18 protein-coding genes are annotated in these 21,650 nt (G+C 72.1%); 4 read left to right on the top strand and 14 right to left on the bottom strand.

From position 1 onward, the window contains the following. Nucleotides 1–30 precede the first annotated feature (30 nt). Nucleotides 31–927 carry a phosphorothioated DNA-binding restriction endonuclease gene (locus tag AC07AZ_RS10585; protein ID WP_478845956.1) on the top strand — a complete coding sequence of 299 codons (897 nt, stop codon included), beginning with the start codon at nt 31–33 and terminating at the stop codon, nt 925–927. A gap of 464 nt (nt 928–1,391) precedes the next feature. Here the strand turns inward: AC07AZ_RS10585 and AC07AZ_RS10580 are convergent, their stop codons facing one another. The 3 genes from AC07AZ_RS10580 to AC07AZ_RS10570 form a co-directional block, all read right to left on the bottom strand. Then, nucleotides 1,392–1,733, bottom strand: a complete 342-nt coding sequence (locus AC07AZ_RS10580) for a hypothetical protein (protein ID WP_478845954.1) — start codon at nt 1,731–1,733, stop codon at nt 1,392–1,394. Between the two features lie 551 nt (nt 1,734–2,284). Further along, nucleotides 2,285–3,100: a TIGR03943 family putative permease subunit gene (locus tag AC07AZ_RS10575; protein WP_478845952.1), complete on the bottom strand. Its 816-nt coding sequence runs from the start codon at nt 3,098–3,100 to the stop codon at nt 2,285–2,287. Next, nucleotides 3,097–4,206 carry a permease gene (locus AC07AZ_RS10570; RefSeq protein WP_478845950.1) on the bottom strand — a complete coding sequence of 370 codons (1,110 nt, stop codon included), beginning with the start codon at nt 4,204–4,206 and terminating at the stop codon, nt 3,097–3,099. Before AC07AZ_RS10570 ends, AC07AZ_RS10575 begins: the two co-directional genes overlap by 4 nt. A gap of 222 nt (nt 4,207–4,428) precedes the next feature. Between AC07AZ_RS10570 and AC07AZ_RS10565 the strand changes: the two genes are divergently transcribed. Continuing rightward, complete coding sequence (locus AC07AZ_RS10565; RefSeq protein WP_478845948.1) at nt 4,429–6,522, top strand: NAD-binding protein; 2,094 nt, start codon at nt 4,429–4,431, stop codon at nt 6,520–6,522. Between the two features lie 258 nt (nt 6,523–6,780). On the opposite strand, the gene AC07AZ_RS10560 is transcribed toward AC07AZ_RS10565, so the two are convergent. Continuing rightward, the gene (locus tag AC07AZ_RS10560; RefSeq protein ID WP_478845946.1) at nt 6,781–8,664 is read right to left on the bottom strand and encodes a S9 family peptidase; all 1,884 of its coding nucleotides are present in this window, start codon (nt 8,662–8,664) and stop codon (nt 6,781–6,783) included. A gap of 154 nt (nt 8,665–8,818) precedes the next feature. Between AC07AZ_RS10560 and AC07AZ_RS10555 the strand changes: the two genes are divergently transcribed. Next, complete coding sequence (locus tag AC07AZ_RS10555) at nt 8,819–9,628, top strand: SURF1 family protein (RefSeq protein WP_478845944.1); 810 nt, start codon at nt 8,819–8,821, stop codon at nt 9,626–9,628. Between the two features lie 317 nt (nt 9,629–9,945). Here the strand turns inward: AC07AZ_RS10555 and AC07AZ_RS10550 are convergent, their stop codons facing one another. From AC07AZ_RS10550 to AC07AZ_RS10510, 9 genes are all read right to left on the bottom strand, one after another. Next, nucleotides 9,946–11,106, bottom strand: coding sequence for a hypothetical protein (locus AC07AZ_RS10550; RefSeq protein WP_478845942.1), 1,161 nt, complete (start codon nt 11,104–11,106; stop codon nt 9,946–9,948). Next, complete coding sequence (locus AC07AZ_RS10545; protein ID WP_371670087.1) at nt 11,103–11,699, bottom strand: SigE family RNA polymerase sigma factor; 597 nt, start codon at nt 11,697–11,699, stop codon at nt 11,103–11,105. Before AC07AZ_RS10545 ends, AC07AZ_RS10550 begins: the two co-directional genes overlap by 4 nt. Before the next feature lie 574 nt (nt 11,700–12,273). Further along, nucleotides 12,274–13,344 carry an aspartate-semialdehyde dehydrogenase gene (locus tag AC07AZ_RS10540; protein ID WP_356037469.1) on the bottom strand — a complete coding sequence of 357 codons (1,071 nt, stop codon included), beginning with the start codon at nt 13,342–13,344 and terminating at the stop codon, nt 12,274–12,276. Next, a complete protein-coding gene (locus AC07AZ_RS10535; RefSeq protein ID WP_478845939.1) occupies nt 13,344–14,618 on the bottom strand; it encodes an aspartate kinase in 1,275 nt (424 codons plus the stop codon). The genes AC07AZ_RS10540 and AC07AZ_RS10535 overlap by 1 nt, the downstream gene beginning before the upstream one ends. Before the next feature lie 297 nt (nt 14,619–14,915). Continuing rightward, entirely contained in the window at nt 14,916–15,956 is a 1,041-nt protein-coding gene (locus tag AC07AZ_RS10530; protein ID WP_478846370.1) for a hypothetical protein, read from the bottom strand. Nucleotides 15,957–16,237: 281 nt separating this feature from the next. Further along, on the bottom strand, nt 16,238–16,420 hold the full coding sequence (locus AC07AZ_RS10525) for a DUF397 domain-containing protein (protein WP_478845937.1): 183 nt from the start codon (nt 16,418–16,420) through the stop codon (nt 16,238–16,240). Nucleotides 16,421–16,513: 93 nt separating this feature from the next. Then, a complete protein-coding gene (locus AC07AZ_RS10520) occupies nt 16,514–17,173 on the bottom strand; it encodes a DUF5063 domain-containing protein (protein WP_478845935.1) in 660 nt (219 codons plus the stop codon). Further along, on the bottom strand, nt 17,166–17,765 hold the full coding sequence (gene recR / locus AC07AZ_RS10515; protein WP_356037476.1) for a recombination mediator RecR: 600 nt from the start codon (nt 17,763–17,765) through the stop codon (nt 17,166–17,168). Before recR ends, AC07AZ_RS10520 begins: the two co-directional genes overlap by 8 nt. A 61-nt stretch (nt 17,766–17,826) precedes the next feature. Continuing rightward, nucleotides 17,827–18,168, bottom strand: a complete 342-nt coding sequence (locus AC07AZ_RS10510; RefSeq protein WP_478845932.1) for a YbaB/EbfC family nucleoid-associated protein — start codon at nt 18,166–18,168, stop codon at nt 17,827–17,829. Nucleotides 18,169–18,513: 345 nt separating this feature from the next. Between AC07AZ_RS10510 and AC07AZ_RS10505 the strand changes: the two genes are divergently transcribed. Next, nucleotides 18,514–19,263: an SLATT domain-containing protein gene (locus tag AC07AZ_RS10505; RefSeq protein ID WP_478845930.1), complete on the top strand. Its 750-nt coding sequence runs from the start codon at nt 18,514–18,516 to the stop codon at nt 19,261–19,263. A gap of 268 nt (nt 19,264–19,531) precedes the next feature. Here the strand turns inward: AC07AZ_RS10505 and AC07AZ_RS10500 are convergent, their stop codons facing one another. Next, the gene (locus AC07AZ_RS10500; RefSeq protein ID WP_478845928.1) at nt 19,532–21,592 is read right to left on the bottom strand and encodes a serine/threonine-protein kinase; all 2,061 of its coding nucleotides are present in this window, start codon (nt 21,590–21,592) and stop codon (nt 19,532–19,534) included. Nucleotides 21,593–21,650 lie beyond the last annotated feature (58 nt).

Genomic DNA, 21,650 nt, shown 5'->3' with positions numbered 1-21,650 from the left:
GTGCGTCGAAGCATCACTACGATCACGGTCATGGATTGGCTGGAGCGGGCCGCGAAGCTGAGGCAGTGGAGTCGGGACGGGGTGCGGGCTCCGCACAAGCCGTTGCTGCTGCTGTACGCGCTGGGCCGTTTTCAGGCGGATGCCGCGGACGAGTTGCCGTACAGCGCGGTGGAGGCGGATCTGAAGCAACTGCTGGTGGAGTACGGTCCGTCGCGCGGGACCACGCCCGCCTATCCCTTCCACCATCTGGTCAGCGACGGGGTGTGGGAAGTGCGGACCGAGCACGGCGTCGGCAGCCCAGGCACCGGGGTGCGGGAACTGCGGGCCAGCCGGGCCACTGGGCGGCTGGCGCCGGACCTTCAGGTGGCGCTCCGGCGGGAACCGTCGCTGCTGGGCCGCATGGCCAGGTTGCTGCTGGATCTGCACTTCCCAGCGTCACTGCACCAGGACCTGTGTGGCGCTGTGGGCCTGGAACTGGAACTGGCGGAGACCGGCGCTCTGGCAGCGCCCGAGAGGCGGCAGCGGGACCGCCGGATGCGGGAGATGGTGCTGACCGCGTACGAGTACCAGTGCGCCTTCTGCGGCTACGACGGCATGATCGGCACGGCACCGGTCGGGCTGGAGGCCGCGCATGTGCGCTGGTGGGCGTTCGACGGCCCGGACGACATCGACAACGGACTGTGCCTGTGCTCGCTGCACCACAAACTCTTCGACAAGGGCGTCCTCGGTATAGGCGACGGCCACCGGATCCTGGTCTCGCAGCGGTTCATCGGCCGCAGCCAGGCTGCCCGTGAGCATGTCACAGCACTCGCGGGCCGTCCGCTCACAGGCCCTCAACCCGGCATCCGGCCCATAGCGGCGGCCCACCGCTCCTGGCACACGAGCCAGGTCTTCCACGGCAGCCCACGCCCCACCGCCGCCGCCTGATGCTGCGTTCAACGCGGGATCTCAAAGGGTGGGCGCACCAGGCATCCCTGATCGCTCCTCATGCTGCTTTCAGCGGTCGCGTGCGTGACCCGGTCCGTCGTCTCAGGCAACGCTCGGCTTCCCCGCCCGGTCGAGGTGCGGGAGGCAACCCACGCGTGGCGAGGGCCTCGACCATGTTCTGATCGAGGCCTCTCACCGCATCGTATGCACCCTCTGCCTGTGGGTTGAGACTTCGAACGCCTCCCCCCGCCGGCACGGGAGCCTCGTGCGTTGCGCACCCCGTCGGCGTCACCTGATCGGTGGCCTTGGTGAAGAAGGCTCCCTGAGTGCCCGCGGGTGCGCTTGCGCCGTAAAAGGGACAACGTCGGCCTTCAAGCCCACAACCAGGACGTGAAGGCCGACGTCACGCGAGGCCCTGAATCACCCGGCGGCATCCCGACGGGTCACCGGGCTCCCTCGTCGTATCAGGGCGTGTCCGTTTCGACGCTGACCCTGTACACCGCGACACCGGTGTTCCCCGGGTCGGTGCTGCAGACGGCCTTCGAGGTCTCGCCGTTGCGGGTGTTGACCCAGGCGCCGTACCTGGTGGCCTTCGTGCCGCGCGAGTCGATGCACACCACCTTCACCCGGTGGGTGTCGAAGCGGGTGACGCCCCCGGTGCACTTCGCGTAGCCGGTCCCCTGGTTGCTGGATATCCAGGTGCTGCAGTTCGTCGCTGCCATGGCGGGCGTCGCCACACCGACGACAGTGCCGGCCAGGACGATGCCGGCCCCCACTGAGGCGGCGGCAAGCTTCTTGAGTTTCATGGTGCTCCCCGTTGATCTCGATGAGATGTACCGCAGGCTGGTCTGACCTGCGGGGATGCGCATCCCATCGCGCATCCTGCCAAGGTTCACCGGCGAACGACCGAAACTGGAAAGATCTTTGGAACGCCATGATCGAGTTATGGCATTCCAAGGGTCGTTCATGCGTTTCAAAACGGTCGGGTATGGACGAAACCCGCCCGGAGCATTCGGAGGGGACGAGCCCAAGCGCTACAGCCGCCACCTCGCCCCGCACCACACATCGCGCGGAAGCGGCCCTTGACGGTGAAGACCTCCGCCTGGAGCTCACGTGAGATCTTCACGTTGTCGCCGACGGGCGGGGAGCGGCTCCCGTGAGTGCCGCCAGGACGGACTCATGCCCGGCGAGAGATGAGCGCGCAGCCGGCCGGGACTCCACCCGCAGCAGGCGGAGCGCGGTGCGCCGCACCCTCCTGGTCATGGCGATCAGGTGGCCGTGCCGGGGGGCGGCGGGGCAGCGCGGTCACCCTCGGGGGCCCGCGGCCCGCGCTGCCGGCTCCCCCCGTCGCCTCGGCTCAGGTGTTCCACGACTCGTCGTAAGGGTCCTTCGGGGTGGGGATCGGGGTGGCCTTGGTGACTTTCAGGTACGGGATGCGGCCGTTGTTGACCGGGTCCTTCGTCTGGCGCGGGGTGTACGTGCCGGTCACCTTGAGCCAGGTGTCCGGCTGGAGGACCGGGGGGATGCTGCCGGTCAGGCCGATCTTCACCGGCTGGGCGTCCGCCGCGCAGCAGTTGAGGGCCATGCGGACCAGGTAGGGGGCGCCGCTCTTGTCCAGGGCGACGAAGCCCATGACGCTGAGCTTCCGGCCGCGCAGGGTGCGGCCGTGGCCGTAGGCCGCGCGGCTCGCGTAGTCGACGAGGCCCATCTGAAGGGGCTTGGCGGTGACGGCGGGCAGGGGCGCGTAGCCGTACGACTGCTGCAGGGCCGTACCGGTACGCATCGCGCTGTACGAACCGAGGGCCGGCGGGGCCACCAGGATGAGCGCGAAGAGGGGGAGGACGAGGAGCCAGGAGATCCGGGGTTCGCGGTGACCGCCCTCACCGTGATCATGGCCATGGCCATGGCCATTGCCGTGGTCTTCGTGGTTTCCGTCGGTGCCGTCGTCGCCGGCCTCGGTCGGCTGCTCGGCGTCCGCCTTCCGTGCCGCCCTTCCCTGCCGCCATTCGTAGTACGCCGTCGCCAGGGCCGCCACGATCAGGACCACGCCGGACGCCAGCAGCATCGGGCGCAGGCCGGCCTTGACGTAGCGCAGGAACAGATCGGTGACGGCGGCGTGCAGCATCGCCGCGCCGAGCAGGAACAGGACCGCCGCCTGTGCCTGCCGGTTCACAGCAGCACCGCCCCGGCCAGGACCGACACCAGGATGGCGAGGCCGAAGGTGGCGGGCGCGAAGCGCAGGGCGAAACCACGCCCGAACGTGCCCGCCTGCATCGCGAAGAGCTTCAGATCGATCATCGGGCCGACGACCAGGAACGTCAGCCGCGCCGTGAGCGAGAACTGCGACAGCGACGCCGCCACGAACGCGTCCGCCTCCGAGCAGATCGACAGCAGTACGGCGAGGATCGCGAGGGCCAGCACCGACACGACCGGGTTGCCCGCCGCCATGCGCAGCCACTCCGCGGGCACCACGGCCTTGAGGGTCGCCGCCGCCATCGCGCCGACCACGAGGAAGCCGCCCGCGTGCATCACGTCGTGCCGTACCGAACCCCAGAACGCCGCCCCCTTGCCCTGCCCCTCGTACGACGACCGGGCCGGCGGGCGCAACCAGTCGGGGCGGCCGATCCGCAGCCACAGCCAGCCCATCGCGCACGCCACCAGCAGGCTCGCGACCAGCCGGGCGACGACCATCTCCGGGTCGCGCGGAAACGCCACGGCCGTCGCGGTCAGCACGATCGGGTTGATCGCGGGTGCCGACAGCAGGAACGCGAGCGCCGCCGCGGGCGTGACCCCTCGCCGGACCAGCGCCCCGGCCACGGGCACCGACGCGCACTCGCAGCCGGGCAGCACCACACCCGCGAGTCCCGCGACCGGGACGGCGAACGCGGGACGGCTGGGCAGGGCACGCGCGAAGAACGACGGCGGCACGAACACCGCGATCGCCGCCGACAGCAGCACCCCCAGCACCAGGAACGGCAGCGCCTGGACGAGCACCGCCACGAACACCGTCATCCAGCTCTGCATCACCGGAGCGCCGAGCGCCCGTCTGACCGGACCCTGCAGGAGCACCGCCCCGAGCAGGAACATCACCAGGAGGAGAGGGGACTTCGAGTCCGGGGCCGGCTCCGCCGGCGCCACGGGCGTGTTCGGCTTCGCCGGCGCCTCGCGCGGGGTTGAGTCCGGGGTCGGCTCCGCCGGCTCCCGCTTCGCGTCCGGGGACTTCAGGAGCGTATCCCGTTCGTCCGCTTTGTCCGGACTCGTCGGAGACGGTCTGGTCATGGCCACGGGTGAGGTACCTCCGGTGGAGCGGAAGGGCGCTGGTTTCCCTGCTCTGGCGTACGGCGGCCCGAGCCCGCACGTTCAGCGGAACGCCCGGCTTTGACCAGGCTTTGCATCGGGCTTACGTATCCTGCTCCTGGAACCACCCGTCCCGGTAGGGCAGTCTCATTCCTCGTGGGCAGCGTTCCGAATCAGAGTCAGCCCGGTGATGCGCCGGCGCACATGGTGGTCTGCGGCGACGACGGGCTCGCGCACCGGCTCGCCGCCGAACTGCGGGGGGTCTACGGCGAACAGGTCACGCTCGTCGTACCGCCCACCGAGCGCGGTGTCCGGCCACCCGTGGTCGGCCGGGCCCGGACGGCCTCGACGCTGCTGGACCGCGTGGTGAGCGCCGCCGTCAACCGGACGACCAACGGCACCGGCGGTTCCGGCGGCACCGGCCACACGAGCAATGGCGGGAGCGCGGGCGGCCCCGGCGGCGGTGGGGCCGGGTGGACCGGCGGCGAACGCGCCGGGGAGCAGCGGGTCGTGGAGGCCGTCGAGCCGGCCGAGGCCGTGCTCGCCGAGGCCGGTGTCGAGAGCGCCGCCGCGCTCGCGCTCGTGTACGACGACGACGAGACCAACATCCGGGCCGCCCTCACCGCCCGCCGGATCAACCCCCGGCTGCGGCTGGTGCTCCGGCTCTACAACCGCCGCCTTGGGCAGCACATCGAGGAACTCCTCGACCAGGCAGCCACGTTGGCCACCGGAGACGAGGGGACCCAGCCCTCCGGGCCCGGCTCCGGGTTCGAGACCGGCGATCCGTCGACGACCGTCCTGTCGGACGCCGACACCGCGGCACCCGCGCTGGCCGCCACCGCGCTCGCCGGTACCAGCAAAGTCGTACAGACGGACGGACTGCTGCTGCGTGCCGTGGAGCGGCCGGCGCCGGCGCCCGGCGAGGTCGCCGATCCGGGACTCGGCACGCTCGCCCTGCTGTCCACGACAGCAGACGAACCGCCCGGCACCCACCGTTCCCGCAGCCGCGAGGAACAGGAACCGCTGCTGCTGCCCGACGCGGCGACCGTGCGGGACGCCGTCGGGCGCGGGAGCGTCGTCCTGGAGCAGGTCTCCTACTCGGGACCCTCGCTGCCCTCGGGAAGCGGGGTCGTACCGGCCTTCGCCTCACTGTTCTCACGGCGGCTGCGCTGGTCACTGGCGGGGCTGGTGGGATGCGTGGTCGCGCTCGCCGTCGCGCTGTGGGTGGTCACCGGCATCCATCCGCTCGGCGCCTTCTATCTGACCCTGCTCGACCTGTTCGCCATCGACGACCCCGCCCTCGGCGCGTCGCTCGGCCGGCAGATCCTCCAACTGCTGTCCGGACTGGTCGGGTTGCTGATGCTGCCGGTGCTGCTGGCCGCCGTACTGGAGGCGCTCGGCACCTTCCGGACCGCGTCCGGGTTACGGAAACCGCCGCGCGGGCTCGGCGGACACGTCGTGCTGCTCGGGCTCGGCAAGATCGGCACGCGCGTGCTGACCCGGCTGCGGGAACTGCACATTCCGGTGGTGTGCGTCGAGTCCGATCCGGAGGCGCGCGGGCTCGCGACGGCCCGTCGGCTGCGGGTGCCGGTGGTGCTCGGGGACGTCACCCAGGAAGGAGTCCTGGAGGCCGCCAAGATCCATCGGGCGGACGCGCTGCTCGCCGTGACCAGCGCGGACACGACGAACCTGGAGGCCGTGCTGTACGCACGGTCCGTGCAGCCCGACCTGCGGGTGGTGCTGCGGCTGTACGACGACGACTTCGCGACCGCCGTGTACCGCACCCTGCGGGCCGCGCACCCGTCCGCCTCCACGCGCAGCCGCAGCGTCTCCCACCTGGCCGCGCCCGCGTTCGCCGGAGCGATGATGGGGCGGCAGATCCTGGGGGCGATCCCGGTGGAGCGGCGGGTGCTGTTGTTCGCGGCCGTCGACGTGGCCGGGCATCCGCAGCTGGAGGGGAAGACGGTCGGGGAGGCGTTTCAGGCGGGGGCGTATCGGGTGCTGGCGCTGGACACGGCTGTGTCCGGGGGGCGGCGGCGTGAGGAGCCGGTCACGGAGGAGGCGTACGACGACTTGCGGGGTGGCTCCGGTGGTGGCGGGGGCCATGGAGGCGCCGGGGGGCACGGCGGCTCCAGGTCCGGGGGCTCCGGGGGCCACGGCTCCGGGCTGGTGTGGGATCTTCCCGATACGTATGTCCTTCGGGGGGAGGACCGGGTGGTGTTGGCGGCTACCCGGCGGGGGCTTGCGGAGTTGTTGGGGCGTCGGGGGCGCCGGGGTGGGGGCGGGGGCGGGGGTTGACGGTGGGGGCCACAGGGCCCGTCGGGTGGGTGGAGGGAGGCTCCGGGGGCGTCAGGGTGGGCGGGGGAAGGGGCTTGTTTCGCCCCCGCCGCCCCTACCCGCCCCGTCCCTACCCGCCCCGCTCCTACCCGTCCCGGCCAGTCCCGGCCAGGACCGTCCCGGCCAGTCCCGGCCAGGACCGTCCCGTCCCGGCCTGGTGCTCCGCCCCGGGCCCCGCTCCTCAAATGCCGGAGGGGCTGAGTCGCGGGGCTGAACTCGCTAGCTGAACTGCAGGTGTTCTGCCGCGAAGGCCAGTTCCAGTTTCACCTGTTTGATTCTCTCGTCGACCACCAGGGAGCCGTGGCCGGCGTCGTAGCGGTAGACCTCGTGGGTCGCTCCCCTGGCCTCCAGGCGTTTGACGTAGTTGTCGACCTGGCGGATCGGGCAGCGGGGGTCGTTGACGCCGGCCGAGATGTAGACCGGGGCCTTGACCTGGTCGACGTAGGTCAGCGGGGAGGAGACCTCGAAGCGGTCGGGGACCTCCTCCGGGGTGCCGCCGAGGAGGGTGCGGTCCATGGCCTTGAGGGCTTCCATCTCGTCGTGGTACGCCGTGACGTAGTCGGCGACCGGGACCGCCGCGATGCCCACGGTCCACGCGTCCGGCTGGGTGCCCAGGCCGAGCAGGGTGAGGTAGCCGCCCCAGGAGCCGCCGGTGAGGACCAGGCGGGAGGGGTCCGCGAGGCCGGAGCCGATCGCCCACTCCCGCACCGCCGCGATGTCCTCCAGCTCGATCAGTCCCACCCGGTACTTCAGCGCGTCCGTCCAGGCCCGGCCGTAGCCCGTGGAGCCGCGGTAGTTGACCCGCACCACCGCGTACCCGTGGTCGACCCAGGCCGCCGGGCCCGCCGCGAAGGAGTCGCTGTCGTGCCAGGTGGGCCCGCCGTGGATGTCGAAGACGGTGGGCAGCGGGCCGGTCGCGCCGGCCGGCTTCTGGACCAGCGCGTGGATGCGGCCGCCGGGGCCCTCCACCCACACGTCCTCCACGGGGACCGAGCCCGGTGACTTCAGGCCGGGCGGGTCCAGGACGACCCCGCCCGTGGTCGAGCGGACGGCCGAGGGCTCGGCGGCGGAGGACCACAGGTACTCCACGCTGCCGTCGGGGCGTGCCGTCGCCCCCGAGACCGATCCGGCCGGGGTGGGGATCCGTTCCCGCGCGCCGGTCACCAGGTCGTAGCGGAAGAGTTCGCTGCGGGCCTCGAAGCTGTGCACGACCAGCAGACCGGTGCCGTCCGGGTACCACTCGGCGCTGACGTCACCGGGCAGGTCCAGGCCGAGGTCCGTCTCCTCGCCCGTGACGACGTCCCACACCAGGGGCTCCCAGCGGCCGCGCCGCTGATGCCCGATGAGCAGCCGGTCGTCGCCGTCGACGGGGGCGAACCCGAGTACTTCCAGGCCCAGTTCCTCGGTGCCACCCCGGGTGTCGTCGAGTTCGGCGACCGGTGTGCCGTCGGGGCGCAGGACGCGCAGGGCGGAGTGCATCGCGTCACCGTGCTCGGTGTGCTCGATCGCGATCAGCGAGCCGTCGTGGGAGATGTCGCCGACGCCCGCCGACTCGCGATGGCGGTAGATCTCCACCGGGTCCTCGCCGGTGCGGGCGCGGTAGATCGTCGTACCGTCCTCGTCGGTTGAGCGGCCCACGACCGCCGTGGCACCGTCCCGGGCGAGGGCCAGGCCGGCCGGGTAGGACGCCTCCAGGCCCGGGGTGGCGAGTTCGTCCGGTCCGCCGGTGAAGGGCTGGCGGCGCCAGACGCCGAACTCGTCGCCGTCCTTGTCGTCGAACCACCAGATCCACTCGCCGTCCGGGGACAGCACACCGTCCGTCGTGCCGTTCGGCCGGTCGGTGACCTGGCGTTGTGCGCCCGTGGCGCGGTCCCAGGCGTACAGCTCGTACGTCCCGGTCGCGTTCGACACGAACAGGGCGCGGTCCGGTGCGTCCTCCGCCCAGTCGGGCAGGGACACCCTGGGCGCCCGGAAGCGCTTCTCCCAGTCGGGTGTCTCCTCCCCCCGGCCTCGCCGGGCCCGCTCCGCCTGCTCTGCCCGCTCCGCCTGTACGGCCTGGTCCGCCCGCTCGAACCGCGCACCGGACCCGTTGCTCTCAGTCATGGCCCCATACTGCCCGCCCCGGCGGACAATGAGACGGCCAGGTCCCCACCCTGTGGAAAACACACCGTCCTGTGGAAAACCTCGTCACCCGCCGGCCGTCCGCACCGGTACCCCGCGACCCGGCTCCGGGCGCGAGCCCCGTACCGTGGACGACGTGTACCGGTTTCTGCTGACGCCCCGCTGGTGGGGAATCAACGTCTTCGTGCTGCTCGCCATCCCCTTCTGCGTCTTCATGGGGTCCTGGCAGCTGAGCCGGTTCGAGGCGCGGGTGCAGGACCACCGGAGCGCCGACGCGCGGGCGGCGTCCGCCGGCCAGGAGGCCGCCCGCCCGCTGAGGGAACTCCTGCCCGTCGACCAGGCGACCTCCGGCAAGCCGGTCACCGCGACCGGGCGGTACGACAAGCAGTTGCTCGTGCCCGGCCGGGAGCTCGACGACACACGCGGCTTCTACGTCCTGACCCTGCTGCGCACCGACGACGGCAGGGCGCTGCCGGTCGTCCGGGGCTGGCTGCGCGGCCCGGCCGACGCGGCGAAGGCACCGGCCGCTCCGCGCGGCGAGGTCACCGTCACCGGTGTGCTCCAGGCGTCCGAGACGCCGGGGGACAACGGGGTCAGCGCCCAGGGCGGGCTGCCCGCCGGTCAGACCGGGGTCATCAGCGCGGCCTCGCTGGTCAACCTCGTGCCGTACGACGTGTACGACGCGTGGATCACGCTGGAGCGCGCGGACTCCGGGATGAAGGCGGTGCCGGCGACGGCGCCCTCGGACTCCGGGCTGGACCTGAAGGCGTTCCAGAACCTCGGGTACACCGGGGAGTGGTTCGTCTTCGCCGGGTTCGTGGTGTTCATGTGGTTCCGGCTGCTGCGGCGCGAGGTGGAGTTCGCGCGGGACGCGGAGCTGGGGCTGGTGCCGGAGGAGGCCACCGAGGGCGACGGGGAACGCGAGGACAGCCGGTCCGGGGTGTGAGGCCGGGCTCCGGCTCCCGTTTCGGCTCCGGCGGATCCCCCCTGCGCCCCCCGCGCTGCGGATCCCCTGCGCCCCCGCGCTGGGGCTCCGCGGGGAGCCCCGCGCATGGACCCCGGGGGAACCCCGCGCATCGAATCCGGCGGGAGCCCTCACGCATGAACCCGGAGGAAACCCCTCCGCATCCGCGCCCGGAGGGAGCCCCCGCGCACGCGCCGGACCGGAACACGGGACCAGCACCCCGGACCGACACCCCGCCGGACCGACACCCCGGACCGACACCCCGCCGGACCAGCACCCCGAACCGGCCCCCGGGGCCGTCACGACGCCGTCAGTACGCCCGTCCAGTAGACCGTCCCCGCGCACGCGTCGGGCACCGTCGCCGACACCGCGGGACCGCCGCCGTCCGCGGTGTTCGTCACCGTGACGCTGCCGTCGGCCGTGCCGTCCTCGGTGAGGAGCTGGCTGGTGACGCCGCTGTCGGTGCCGCCGCTGGTTCCGCTGGTGGCGCCGGTGTTGTCGGTGGGCGACGGGTCGGGTGACGCGCCGGTCTCACCGCCCGTGCTGCCGGTGCCGGTCGGGCAGGTCTCCGAGGGGACCCAGGCGAACTTCACCTCGTAGGCGGAGCCGGGCTGGAGGAGGAGCGCGGAGACCTCGGCGGACGGGTCGGGCAGGGCGGGCGCCGCGTCCCCGGAGATGTGCCGGACGGCGGTGATCTTGGAGGCGTCCGCCGCGCCCTGCGGGGTGGTGCCCATGGTGCCGGGACCGGCGACCGTGCAGGCGGTGGTGGAGACGTTCAGGACGCGGAAGGTGCCGTAGACCGCACCGGCGGAGTCGGCGACGGCCGTGGTCGCGGTGGCGGAGCCGAGCTGGAGGGGGGTGCACGCAGGGGTGGTCGCGACGGTGGTCGTCGGGGTGCCGGAGCCGCTGCTCGTGCCCGTGCCGGTACCGGCGCCCTTGCCCTTGTCCTCGCCCTTCTTGCTGTCGGGGGCCTTGTCCTCGGGCTTGCCGGAGGAGCCGCCGGCGGTGCTCTCGCCGCCGTCCGGGTCCTTGTCCTGGCCGGCGCCGCCCTGCGCCTGGGACGCCTGGCCAGCGACGGAGGGGTTGACGTCGGCGCCGGTGGAGTTCGAGACGTGCACGAGGGCCGGGACGGCGGTGCCGACGAAGAGGGCGGCGGCCGCCATGCCGACGAGTGCCTGCCTCTTGCGGGCCCGCCGGGCGGGAACGGCCCGGCGCAGGTGGTCCAGTGTGCCGTCGCGCGGCTCGACCTCCAGGACCGCCTGGTGCAGCATGCGGCGCAGTACCAGCTCGTCCGAGTCGAGCCCTTCGAGGCTCAGGTCGTCCAGGCCGTGGTTCACGGTTTCGTTCCCAGCGTGCGGTTGCTTCGGCTGTGGTTCGTCGTCCGCCGTCCCCGGCTCGCGCCACTCGTAGGGCTCGTGGGGATCGTGCTGGCGACGCTGTGCGTCGTCGTGCTCGCTCATGCCGACGCCTCCATGGCGACCCTCAGGGCCGCGATGCCGCGGGAGCCGTACGCCTTCACGGAGCCGAGCGACACCCCGAGCGTCTCGGCGACCTGCGCCTCGGTCATGTCGGCGAAGTAGCGCAGGACCAGGACCTCTCGCTGGCGGCGCTGGAGGCCCTTCATCGCCTTGATCAGGGAGTCGCGCTCCAGCTGGTCGTAGGCGCCCTCCTCGGCGCTGGCCATGTCGGGCATCGGCTTGGAGAGCAGCTTCAGGCCGAGGATGCGGCGGCGCAGGGCGGAGCGGGAGAGGTTGACGACGGTCTGGCGCAGGTAGGCGAGCGTCTTCTCGGGGTCACGGACGCGCTTGCGGGCCGAGTGGACCCGGATGAACGCCTCCTGGACGACGTCCTCGCAGGAGGCGGTGTCGTCGAGCAGAAGGGCGGCGAGCCCGAGCAGCGAGCGGTAGTGGGCGCGGTAGGTCTCGGTGAGGTGGTCGACGGTGGTGCCTGCCGCCGCGATGTCCTCGGCGCCGTCGCGCTGGTTCGGTATGCGGGTCGGTCGCGCTGCGGGCATGGGGGCGATCACCGGCATGCCGCCGGGCGCGCCGGGCATCCGGGGTCGGCGGGAGGGGCGGGGCGGCCGTAGGGCCGTGCCGCGCGTCGCCGTACTGAAATCGAGAACCTCTGCCACGCCAGTTGGACACGTTTACCCCCGTCAGGGTTGTACGTGCCGCGCGTCACGTTTGCGCCGAACGGTTCACCGGACCGCCCGAACCGCCGCGCGTTCCCCTGCATGGCCGGTCGGCCGGTGGACGACCGGGCCGCTCGTCTCGGCTCAGGCAGCACAACTGACAGTGCGTCAAACGCCCTCATGCCCTACCCGCTCTTCCCCTATGTCCCTGAATGGTCGGAGCGTCCCCACGCTCCGTGAAGCATCCCCGCACCCACGAAAGGGCGTCCGCAAAGACGCTCCCCGCCCTTCGCACGGTTGCGGAGAGCGGGGAGGCAAATCCTCTGACGTCGAGGCGGCTGGGAGCAAGTGGTCCGGACCAGACCGGATCACAGCTTCACATGGATCCTACAAACGGACCGGCTCCCGGCCAGGAGAATTCCGGCGGTAACACGTTTCCACAACAAGTGGGCCGAGCCGGATCACGCACCGTCACCCGCCGCACGCGCGCCGCTCGTCACGACAGCTCGGCGGCCACCAGCTCCGCGATCTGGGCGGTGTTGAGGGCGGCTCCCTTGCGCAGGTTGTCGCCGCAAACGAAGAGTTCCAGGGCGGTGGGGTCGTCGAGGGCGCGGCGCACCCGGCCCACCCAGGTGGGGTCGGTGCCCACCACGTCGGCGGGCGTGGGGAACTCCCCCGCCGCCGGGTCGTCGAACAGGACGACACCGGGCGCCGTGTCCAGGATCTCGCGGGCCTTCCCGACGGTGACCTCGCCCTCGAAGCGGGCGTGCACGGTCAGCGAGTGCGTGGTGATCACCGGAACCCGCACACAGGTCACCGCGACCGGCAGCCTGGGCAGTCCGAGGATCTTGCGCGACTCGTCCCGGACCTTCATCTCCTCCGACGACCAGCCGTCCTCGCGCAGCGATCCGGCCCACGGTACGACGTTGAGGGCGACCGGCTCCGGGAACGGCCCGGTGTTGTCCCCCACCGCCCGGCGCACGTCACCGGGGTGGGTTCCGAGCTCGGTGCCCGCCACCAGGGCGAGTTGCTGCCGCAGCGTCTCGACGCCGGACCGGCCCGCGCCGCTGACCGCCTGGTAGGAGGAGACGACCAGTTCGCGCAGCCCGAACTCGGCGTGCAGCGCGCCGATGGCCACGATCATGGACAGGGTCGTGCAGTTGGGGTTGGCGATGATCCCCCGCGGGCGCTGCCGGACCGTGTGCGGGTTGACCTCGGGGACGACCAGGGGGACGTCCGGGTCCATCCGGAACGCGCCCGAGTTGTCCACGACCACCGCGCCCTTGGCGGCGGCGAGGGGCGCCCACCGCACGGCGACCTCGTCGGGTACGTCGAACATGGCGACGTCGACGCCGTCGAACGCCTCCTCGGTGAGCGCCACGACCTCGACCTGTTCACCGCGCACGGCCAGCTTGCGGCCGGCCGAGCGCGGTGAGGCGATCAGTCGGATCTCGCCCCAGATGTCCGCGTGCTGGGACAGGATCTGGCGCATGACCGTGCCGACGGCTCCGGTCGCTCCCACGACCGCGAGCGTCGGTCGCCCGCTTCGCGGTCCTGACGGGGACATCAGCGGCCCGTGCCCCCGTAGACGACTGCCTCGTCGCTGTCGGAGTCGAGTCCGAAGGCGGTGTGCACGGCGCGCACGGCCTCGTTCACGTCGTCGGCGCGGGTGACCACGGAGATGCGGATCTCGGACGTCGAGATCAGCTCGATGTTCACCCCGGCCTCGCTGAGCGCCTCGAAGAAGCCGGCCGTGACGCCCGGGTTGGTCTTCATGCCGGCGCCGACCAGGGAGATCTTGCCGATCTGGTCGTCGTAGCGCAGGGAGTCGAAGCCGATCTTCGTCTTGGCCTTCTCCAGTGCGTCGATGGCCTTGCGGCCCTCGGTCTTGGGGAGGGTGAACGAGATGTCCGTCAGGCCGGTGGAGGCCGCGGACACGTTCTGCACGACCATGTCGATGTTGATCTCGGCGTCGGCGATGGCACGGAAGATGACGGCGGCCTCGCCCGGCTTGTCCGGGACACCGACGACCGTGACCTTGGCCTCGGAGGTGTCGTGCGCGACACCCGAGATGATGGCCTGCTCCACCTTCTGGTCCCCTTGCTTCGGCTCGTTGCTGACCCAGGTGCCCTGGAGTCCGCTGAAGGACGAGCGCACGTGGATCGGGATGTTGTAGCGGCGGGCGTACTCCACGCAGCGGTGGAGCAGCACCTTGGAGCCGGAGGCGGCGAGCTCCAGCATGTCCTCGAAGGCGATCCAGTCGATCTTCTTCGCCTTCTTCACCACGCGCGGGTCGGCGGTGAACACGCCGTCGACGTCGGTGTAGATCTCGCAGACCTCGGCGTCGAGGGCGGCGGCGAGGGCGACGGCCGTGGTGTCGGAACCGCCGCGGCCGAGCGTGGTGATGTCCTTCTTGTCCTGGCTGACGCCCTGGAACCCGGCGACGATGGCGATGTTGCCCTCGTCCAGCGCCGTGCGGATCCGGCCCGGCGTGACGTCGATGATCCGGGCTTTGTTGTGGACCGAGTCGGTGATGACGCCTGCCTGGCTGCCGGTGAACGACTGGGCGCTGTGACCCAGGTTCTTGATCGCCATCGCCAGCAGGGCCATGGAGATCCGCTCGCCCGCGGTCAGCAGCATGTCGAACTCCCGGCCGCTGGGCATCGGCGACACCTGCTCGGCGAGATCGATCAGCTCGTCCGTCGTGTCGCCCATCGCGGAAACGACGACGACGACCTGGTGGCCGTTCTTCTTCGCTTCCACGATCCGCTTGGCGACGCGCTTGATGCCCTCGGCATCGGCTACGGAGGAGCCTCCGTACTTCTGCACGACAAGGCCCACGTGCGCTCCTCGCTCAGTCCGTCTCTTCCCGCACATACGCATATGTACTGCGGTCGGCTCAGTCTATCGAGCGTCCCGTTTTCACCTTCGCGGTATCGCATGGTGAGACTCCGGCGCCCGAACGACCAGGACAGAACATGCCCGGGAGGGGGTGGGCCACTCGGAAAGTGCCACGCGTCACAGGCCCCGGGGGCGCGGTGATCGAACGGTGGCCGGCGGACGTGACGGCGCGACGCGCTCGTACGCCGTTCCCGTCCGGCGAGCCGCCCTCTTCCGGGGTCGCGCCACCGCCCTGGGTCACCTCCACCGCCCCAGGCCCGCCGCGCGGCGCAGCGCGTCGACACGGTCGGTGACGTCCACGACCTCGTCGGCGCCCGGCAGTCCACCGACGCGCGGGCCGGGCAGGAAGGTCTCCGGGACGGATGCCTCCTCCGGTCCGTCCGCCTCGCACAGCGCCAGACACTCACGGCACAGCCCGTTGACGATCTCCACCGTGCGTTCGTCCTGGTCACACAGACCGCAGGCCATGACCACGCGGGACACGCGGGCGCGGCGGGGGGCGGGCTTCTGCCGCAGCTTCGCCTTCTTCGGGGGCATCTTGCTCTCCAGTCGGTTGCGGGCGAGTCCGCCCGGGTTGGTGACGGCGGGCGGGAGCCCGTCGGTCAGGGCTCGGGTGATGTCGTGGGGGGTCGCACCGAGCGACAGCCAGTTCGCGGCGAGCGGTTCGAGGGCCCGGCAGTCGCTGTCGGACAGGGGCATACGGGGGTCGGCGGCGCGGAGTTCGGCGAGGGTCCGGTAGGCGGTGCTGGTCTGTTCCGCGGCCTGTTCGTCCGCCGCGGCCTGTTCGACCGCCCCGGCCTGTTCGACCGCCCCGGCCTGTGCGTCCGCCTCCGCCGGTCCGGCTTCCGGCGCCGGCTCCTCGGCGCTGTCGGCTTGCCCGTCGTCCTCGATCCGGGCCAGCCCCGACTGGTAGAGGTCGGTGACGTCCCTGCCGTGCCGCTCCCTCGCGAACTCCGTCCACCACTCCACCGACCTGCGCGTACGAGACCAGTACGTACGCGTCACCCAGCGCATCGAGTTGTCCTCGACGGTGATGTGCTCCTTGATCCAGCGCAGGTGGCCGGCGAGGGTGATGCGGCCCATCGAGACGCGCACGGCCTGCTGGCCGTAGCGGGGGTGTTCCGCCGCGATCGCCTTGTAGCCCATGGCGTGTCCGTCTTCGAGATGGTCGACGAAGACGGCGATCTCCCGCTCGCGGGGGCTCAGGTGTGCGAAGTCCGGGTCGGCGTGCGGGTCTTCGTCACCCGTGACGCGCTTTCCGTAACCCGTTTTGGCCATCGGGTGCGACGGGGACGGCAGTGCGGGGCTAGGCTGGGCGTAGGCCACGATCGAGCCTCATTCGATTCGTAGGTCAGGCCCCGGAGCCGGTGTTGGCGCACCGACCGGGGCCGATCTTTTGCTGTTTGCCGCGAACCTAGAGCGGCTTCACGCTCCGGCGCAAGCCGATCACGGAACGTCACTCTTTCGAGGTACGACGCCGCAACTTACGTACAGACTTGGTTGGTTGGGTTGGATTTCACCCAGCCCAGAACCCAAGAAGAGAGCTCGAAGCCCGAGGCTCAAGCCCCGGGCTGAACTGCGGAAACGAAGGTCGCCCAGGCGGTGGCGGCGATGTGGAGTTCGGGGCCAGAGGAGACCTTCGAGTCCCGGATGTGGATGCGGGCGGAGAACGCGATTTCGAGGCAGGCGCCGCCCTCGGAGTTGCTGTAGCTCGACTTGAACCACTTCAACTGCTCACTCATGGCTGGTCCACCATCCGTTCGACGAAACGGGCCAGACTCGGCGGGACTGAGAGCCTGGAGTCGACGCGTCGGCCGCTCTGAGCGGAGGCGGGTCTACATCACCGTCCGCAGCCCCAGTGGACCCGCGATCTCCTCCGCCATCACCCGGCCGGCCTCCGCCTCCAGGGCGTCGTCGCCGAGGTCCTGGTCGGTGTCCAGGCCGTCCAGCTCCGCCAGGGGCTGGTTCAGGCGGACGTGGGCGACCACGGACTGAAGGGCCCGCAGGGCCGCCGAGGCCGTCGAACCCCAGTTGGAGAAGTAGGAGAACTGCCACCACCACAGCGCCTCGACCGTGCGGCCCGAACGGTAGTGGGCCATGCCGTGGCGCAGGTCGGCCATGACGTCCGCGAGATCGTCGGAGATCCGGGCCGGCACGGGGGCCTTGCGGGGCTCGTACGGGTCGAAGACCTCGGAGTAGACGTCGATCGGCTCCAGGAGACGGGCGAGGTTCTCGCGGATCTCGTCCACGTCGCCCTCGGGACCCAGGTCGGGCTCGTAGCGCTCGTCGGGCACGATGTCCTCGTGCGCGCCGAGGCGGCCGCCCGCCAGGAGGAGCTGGGAGACCTCCAGGAGGAGGAAGGGGACCGCCGAGTCCGGCTCGTCGCCCCTCGCGACCTCCGAGACGGCCACCAGGAAGCTCTCGATCTGGTCCGCGATCTGCACCGCGAAGTCGTCGGGGTTCGGGCTGGTCACATGCAGCGTGGCGTCAGACATCTAGGAGTCGTCTCCCCTCGAAGGCGCGCCCGAGGGTCACCTCGTCCGCGTATTCCAGGTCTCCGCCCACCGGGAGGCCGCTGGCCAGGCGGGTGACCTTGAGGCCCATGGGCTTGATCATGCGGGCGAGGTACGTGGCCGTCGCCTCGCCCTCGAGGTTCGGGTCCGTGGCGAGGATCAGTTCCGTGACCACGCCGTCGGCGAGACGTGCCAGCAGTTCCCGGATGCGGAGGTCGTCGGGGCCGACACCCTCGATCGGGCTGATCGCCCCTCCGAGGACGTGGTAACGGCCGCGGAACTCACGGGTGCGCTCGACGGCGACCACGTCCTTCGGCTCCTCCACCACGCAGATGACCGAGGGGTCGCGGCGGCTGTCGCGGCAGATGCCGCACAGCTCCTCCTGCGCGACGTTGCCGCAGGTCGCGCAGAAGCGGACCTTCGCCTTCACCTCGAGCAGGGTCTGCGCCAGTCGGCGGACGTCCGTCGGCTCCGCCTGCAGGATGTGGAAGGCGATCCGCTGCGCGCTCTTGGGACCGACGCCGGGCAGCCGCCCCAGTTCGTCGATGAGGTCCTGGACCACGCCTTCGTACAACGGACTGCCGTCCTTCCTGGGGGTTCCTTGCAGTACGTACGGTAGTTGGCCGACGGCCGTCTTAGAAAGGCAGTCCGGGGATACTGCCGCCACCGAGTCCCTGGGCGAGCGGGCCCAGCTTCTGCTGCTGGAGGGTCTGCGCGTTCTCGTTGGCCGCCTGTACGGCCGCGACGACCAGGTCGGCGAGGGTCTCGGTGTCCTCGGGGTCCACCGCCTTCGGGTCGATCTTCAGGGCGCGCAGCTCACCGGCACCGGTCACGGTGGCCCGCACCAGACCGCCTCCCGCCTGCCCCTCGACCTCGGTCCGCGCCAGTTCCTCCTGCGCGTTCGCCAGGTCCTGCTGCATCTTCTGGGCCTGCTGGAGCAGCTGCTGCATGTTGGGCTGGCCACCACCGGGGATCACGATCAGCTCCTGTCTCGTACGGCTGTCCGGCGGGTTTTTCCCGCCTGGATCGAGCCTACGTGGTCCGCACCGCCGTCGCCCCAGCACTCTTTCGAGTGAGTCGATCTCGTGCCCTATACCTGATCAAGGCCCACTTCCGGGCGGAAAAGAGGTGAAACCGACGCCTTCGCCACCCATTGGGCGGTAGGAAGGGTCCGGCGCATCAGCAGCAGGCGTCACGCAGCGTGATCGGTTGCGATCAGAGTGGTGGCCAGCGCGGTCGCGACCGGCGTCGGTGGTGACCGGTGCCGGTGGCGACCGGTGATCGGTAGTCGGTCCTGATCGGTGATCAGTAGGGAGTGCCGGGTGGGTCAGCCGGAGATGCGGCCCGAGGGTCCGCCACAGGACGGGCGGGGCGAGGGCGGGGCCGGGCCGCGGCCGGGCGACCTGATGGGGCGGGCGTTCCCGCTCGGCGACTGGGGCGAGCCGGCCGAGCGGCTGGACGAGCTGTACCGCTGGGTGGAGTGCGGGGCGCTGGAGACGGCCGCCTGGTATCTCGCGGACCGGGTGGGCAAGCGGCGGGGCGCCCGGATCCTGCGGGCGGGTGCCGCGGGCGGCGCGGTGGCCGGGGCGGCGCTGCCGCTGCTCGACCTGACCGGGGTCGTCGGCGGGGTCTCGGCCTGGGGGTATCTCGCGCTGCTGCTCGGGGTGGCGTGCGTGGCCGGGGACCGGTTCTTCGGGGTGACGTCCGGATGGATAAGGGACGTGGCCACGGCCCAGGCGGTGCACCGCAGGCTTCAGGTGCTCCAGTTCGACTGGGCGTCGGAGAGCGTACGGGAGGTGCTGGGGCCCACGGACGGCACGGCGGGCGACGCCGCCGAGAGGTGCCTGGCGGTGCTGCGCAGGTTCTCCGAGGACGTGACCGAGCTGGTGCGAACGGAGACCGCGGACTGGATGGTCGAGTTCCGGACGGGCGCGGCGCCGATGGGCATCCAGTCCGCGGTGACCTCCGGCGGGCGGCAGGACCCGGGGCACGTCAACGGGCGGTTCCCGCTGCCGGGCACGGCGCCCGCCCGTCCGAACATGCCGAGGCAGCGGCCACCGGAGCCGCGGTGAGACGGCGCCGTGGTGAGGCGACGCCGTGGTGAGGCGACGCCGTGGTGAGGCGACGCCGCACGGCCGGAGTCGCGGTGCGGCGCGCCACGTCGCGACGATGTTCTCCGCGCTCAGCCACTCCAGCGTGGTGCCCCGCCACTGCCCGCGCCCGGATCGTGGGATCACCGTACGGCTGTGCGCGGGCCGGTTCCGGTCCGGTCCGGTCCGGTCCGGTCGGCGGAGGTTCGCCTGACGTTCATTCACCCCCCGGCGGCCGGCCGGGGCCGGGTCACCGCCTGAGGTACGTCAGCTTTTCCCCGCTGTCGGTGTTGACGCGCTCCAGCCTGCCGTCGGACAGCAGGGTGATCTCGCTGGCCGCGCCCGGGGAGCAGGACGAACGCGGGTCGCCCGCCGTCACGCTGGACGGGCCGAGCGTCAACGAGCCGTCTGCCGTGGGCTCTTCGGACAGCGTGGCCCGGAACTCGCAGTGGTAGGTGCCGCCGCCCACGGGTCCGTCGGCCACGAGGGACAGGACGCTGTCGCCCACCTCGCCCTGCCGGATGGTCAGTCGGCGGGTGTTGTGCCCGGTGGCGTTGTCGATGGACGCCGTCCAGGTGCCCAGGAAGGACTTCGGTATCGCGCCCTCGGTGGCGGCCTTGCCGGTGGCCTCCGAGGGCGTCGGGGACGGTTCGGACGGGCGCGGACCGGGGCTCGTCGCGGACGCGCCGGTGCTCGGGGACGGGCCGAGGGCCGAGGTGCCCCCGCCGTCACCGCCCTTCATCAGGGCGTAGACCGAGCCGCCCGCGCCGAGCGCCACGACCAGCGCGACCGCGACGAGCGCGACCGTGGAACGGCCGCTGCGCCGGGGCGGTTCGGGCGGGGGGCCTGGCGGGGGCCCGAAGGGCGGCAGACCGGCGGCCGGGGCCTGCGCCGCGGAGAGGGACGGGCCGTACGGCGGGGTCGATCCGGAGCCGCCGTACGCCTGGCCGGTCTGCGGATAGCCGTAGGCGGAGGGGTGTGGCTGCGGATGCTGCTGCGCGTAGCCGTACGCCGGGTGGGGCGGGGCGCCGCCGGGCCCGGCGGGTGCCGGGGACGGAGACCGGCCGGCGACCGGCGGGGGCCGGTGCCCCGGCGAGGCAGACGCCGGCGCGGCCAGGGTCGGCGCGGGAGGCGTGCCGGGGTTCGGCTGGGTGGGCGAGTCGTCGCCGGCGGGGCCGTCCGCCGCCGGAGCGTGCTCGGGGAACGCCTCGGGAGCGGGCGTACGGGCGGGGCGGTTGGGGCGGGTGGGACCGACGGACCCCGCGGACGCCACAGACCACCCGACGGATCCCGCGGACCCCGCAGACCCCGCGGCCCCCGCGGACCTGGCGGCACGCGCGGCCCCCTCCGGCCCCGTGCTGCCCTCCGCCCCCTCCGTCCCCTCAGTCCCCTCCGGGTTCTCCGTGTCCAGCAACCGCACTGCGTGGCGGCCGAGTTGGGCGACCAGCGCGCCCGGCAGCCACGGGTCCCGCGACCGGCCGCCGGAGACGGTGTCCTCGGCGCCCGTGCGCTCCAGGACGCGGGCCAGCGTCGGCCGGGAGGCGGGGTCCTTGCGCAGACACGCGCGGACCAGGTCGGCGATGCCCTCGGGGACGCCCGTGAGGTCGGGCTCCTCCTGGGCTATGCGGAACATCAGGGCGTGCACCCCGCTGTGGGTGGCGCCGAAGGGAAGCCGGCCGGTGGAGGCGTAGGCGAGGACCGAACCGAGGCAGAAGACGTCGCACGCGGGGGTGATCCGGTCGCCGCGCACCTGCTCGGGCGCCATGAAGCCGGGCGAGCCGACGAGCGCGCCGGTCCGGGTCAGACCGGCCTCCGTCACGGTCTCCAGGGCCCGCGCGATGCCGAAGTCGATGACCCGCGGGCCGTCGATGGTGACGAGCACGTTGGACGGCTTCAGGTCGCGGTGCACGATCCCGGCAGCGTGGATGTCCCCCAGGGCGTGCGCGAGCCCGGCCGCGAGGATGCGCACCGACCGCTCGGGCAGCGCCCCGTGGTCGCGCCCGACGACCTGCTGGAGGCTCGGCCCGGCGACGTACCCGGTGGCGACCCAGGGCACGGCGGCCTCGGTGTCCGCGTCCAGCACCGGCGCCGTCCAGTAGCCGCCGACCTGCCGCGCGGCCTCGACCTCCTGCCGGAACCGGGCCCGGAACTCCTCCTGCGCGGCCAGTTCCCGCCGCACCAGCTTGACGGCGACCGTGCGGCCCCGGTCGGACCGCGCGAGGTAGACGTGTCCCATGCCGCCCGCGCCCAGCCGGGCCAGCAGCCGGTATCCCCCGATCCGCGGCGGGTCCCCGGCCCCCAGCTTCTCCATCGCAGGTTCTCCCCCGACTCGTGCCCGTGAAACAGCCCCACGATAGTGCGGCCGTACG

The organism is Streptomyces sp. NPDC043878, from assembly GCF_056435735.1.
The sequence above is the reverse complement of the archived record's forward strand: the minus strand, read 5'-3'. Positions and strand labels throughout refer to the sequence as shown.

What these genes read in the sequence shown, in the direction of transcription:
- AC07AZ_RS10560 (WP_478845946.1), bottom strand. Translation starts at nt 8,664, where the DNA reads ATGACTGAGAGCAACGGGTCCGGTGCGCGGTTCGAGCGGGCGGACCAG.
- AC07AZ_RS10540 (WP_356037469.1), bottom strand. Translation starts at nt 13,344, where the DNA reads ATGTCCCCGTCAGGACCGCGAAGCGGGCGACCGACGCTCGCGGTCGTG.
- AC07AZ_RS10545 (WP_371670087.1), bottom strand. Translation starts at nt 11,699, where the DNA reads ATGCCCGGCGCGCCCGGCGGCATGCCGGTGATCGCCCCCATGCCCGCA.
- AC07AZ_RS10520 (WP_478845935.1), bottom strand. Translation starts at nt 17,173, where the DNA reads ATGTCTGACGCCACGCTGCATGTGACCAGCCCGAACCCCGACGACTTC.
- AC07AZ_RS10570 (WP_478845950.1), bottom strand. Translation starts at nt 4,206, where the DNA reads ATGACCAGACCGTCTCCGACGAGTCCGGACAAAGCGGACGAACGGGAT.
- AC07AZ_RS10580 (WP_478845954.1), bottom strand. Translation starts at nt 1,733, where the DNA reads ATGAAACTCAAGAAGCTTGCCGCCGCCTCAGTGGGGGCCGGCATCGTC.
- AC07AZ_RS10525 (WP_478845937.1), bottom strand. Translation starts at nt 16,420, where the DNA reads ATGAGTGAGCAGTTGAAGTGGTTCAAGTCGAGCTACAGCAACTCCGAG.
- AC07AZ_RS10500 (WP_478845928.1), bottom strand. Translation starts at nt 21,592, where the DNA reads ATGGAGAAGCTGGGGGCCGGGGACCCGCCGCGGATCGGGGGATACCGG.
- AC07AZ_RS10585 (WP_478845956.1), top strand. Translation starts at nt 31, where the DNA reads ATGGATTGGCTGGAGCGGGCCGCGAAGCTGAGGCAGTGGAGTCGGGAC.
- AC07AZ_RS10550 (WP_478845942.1), bottom strand. Translation starts at nt 11,106, where the DNA reads ATGAGCGAGCACGACGACGCACAGCGTCGCCAGCACGATCCCCACGAG.
- AC07AZ_RS10565 (WP_478845948.1), top strand. Translation starts at nt 4,429, where the DNA reads ATGGTGGTCTGCGGCGACGACGGGCTCGCGCACCGGCTCGCCGCCGAA.
- AC07AZ_RS10530 (WP_478846370.1), bottom strand. Translation starts at nt 15,956, where the DNA reads ATGGCCAAAACGGGTTACGGAAAGCGCGTCACGGGTGACGAAGACCCG.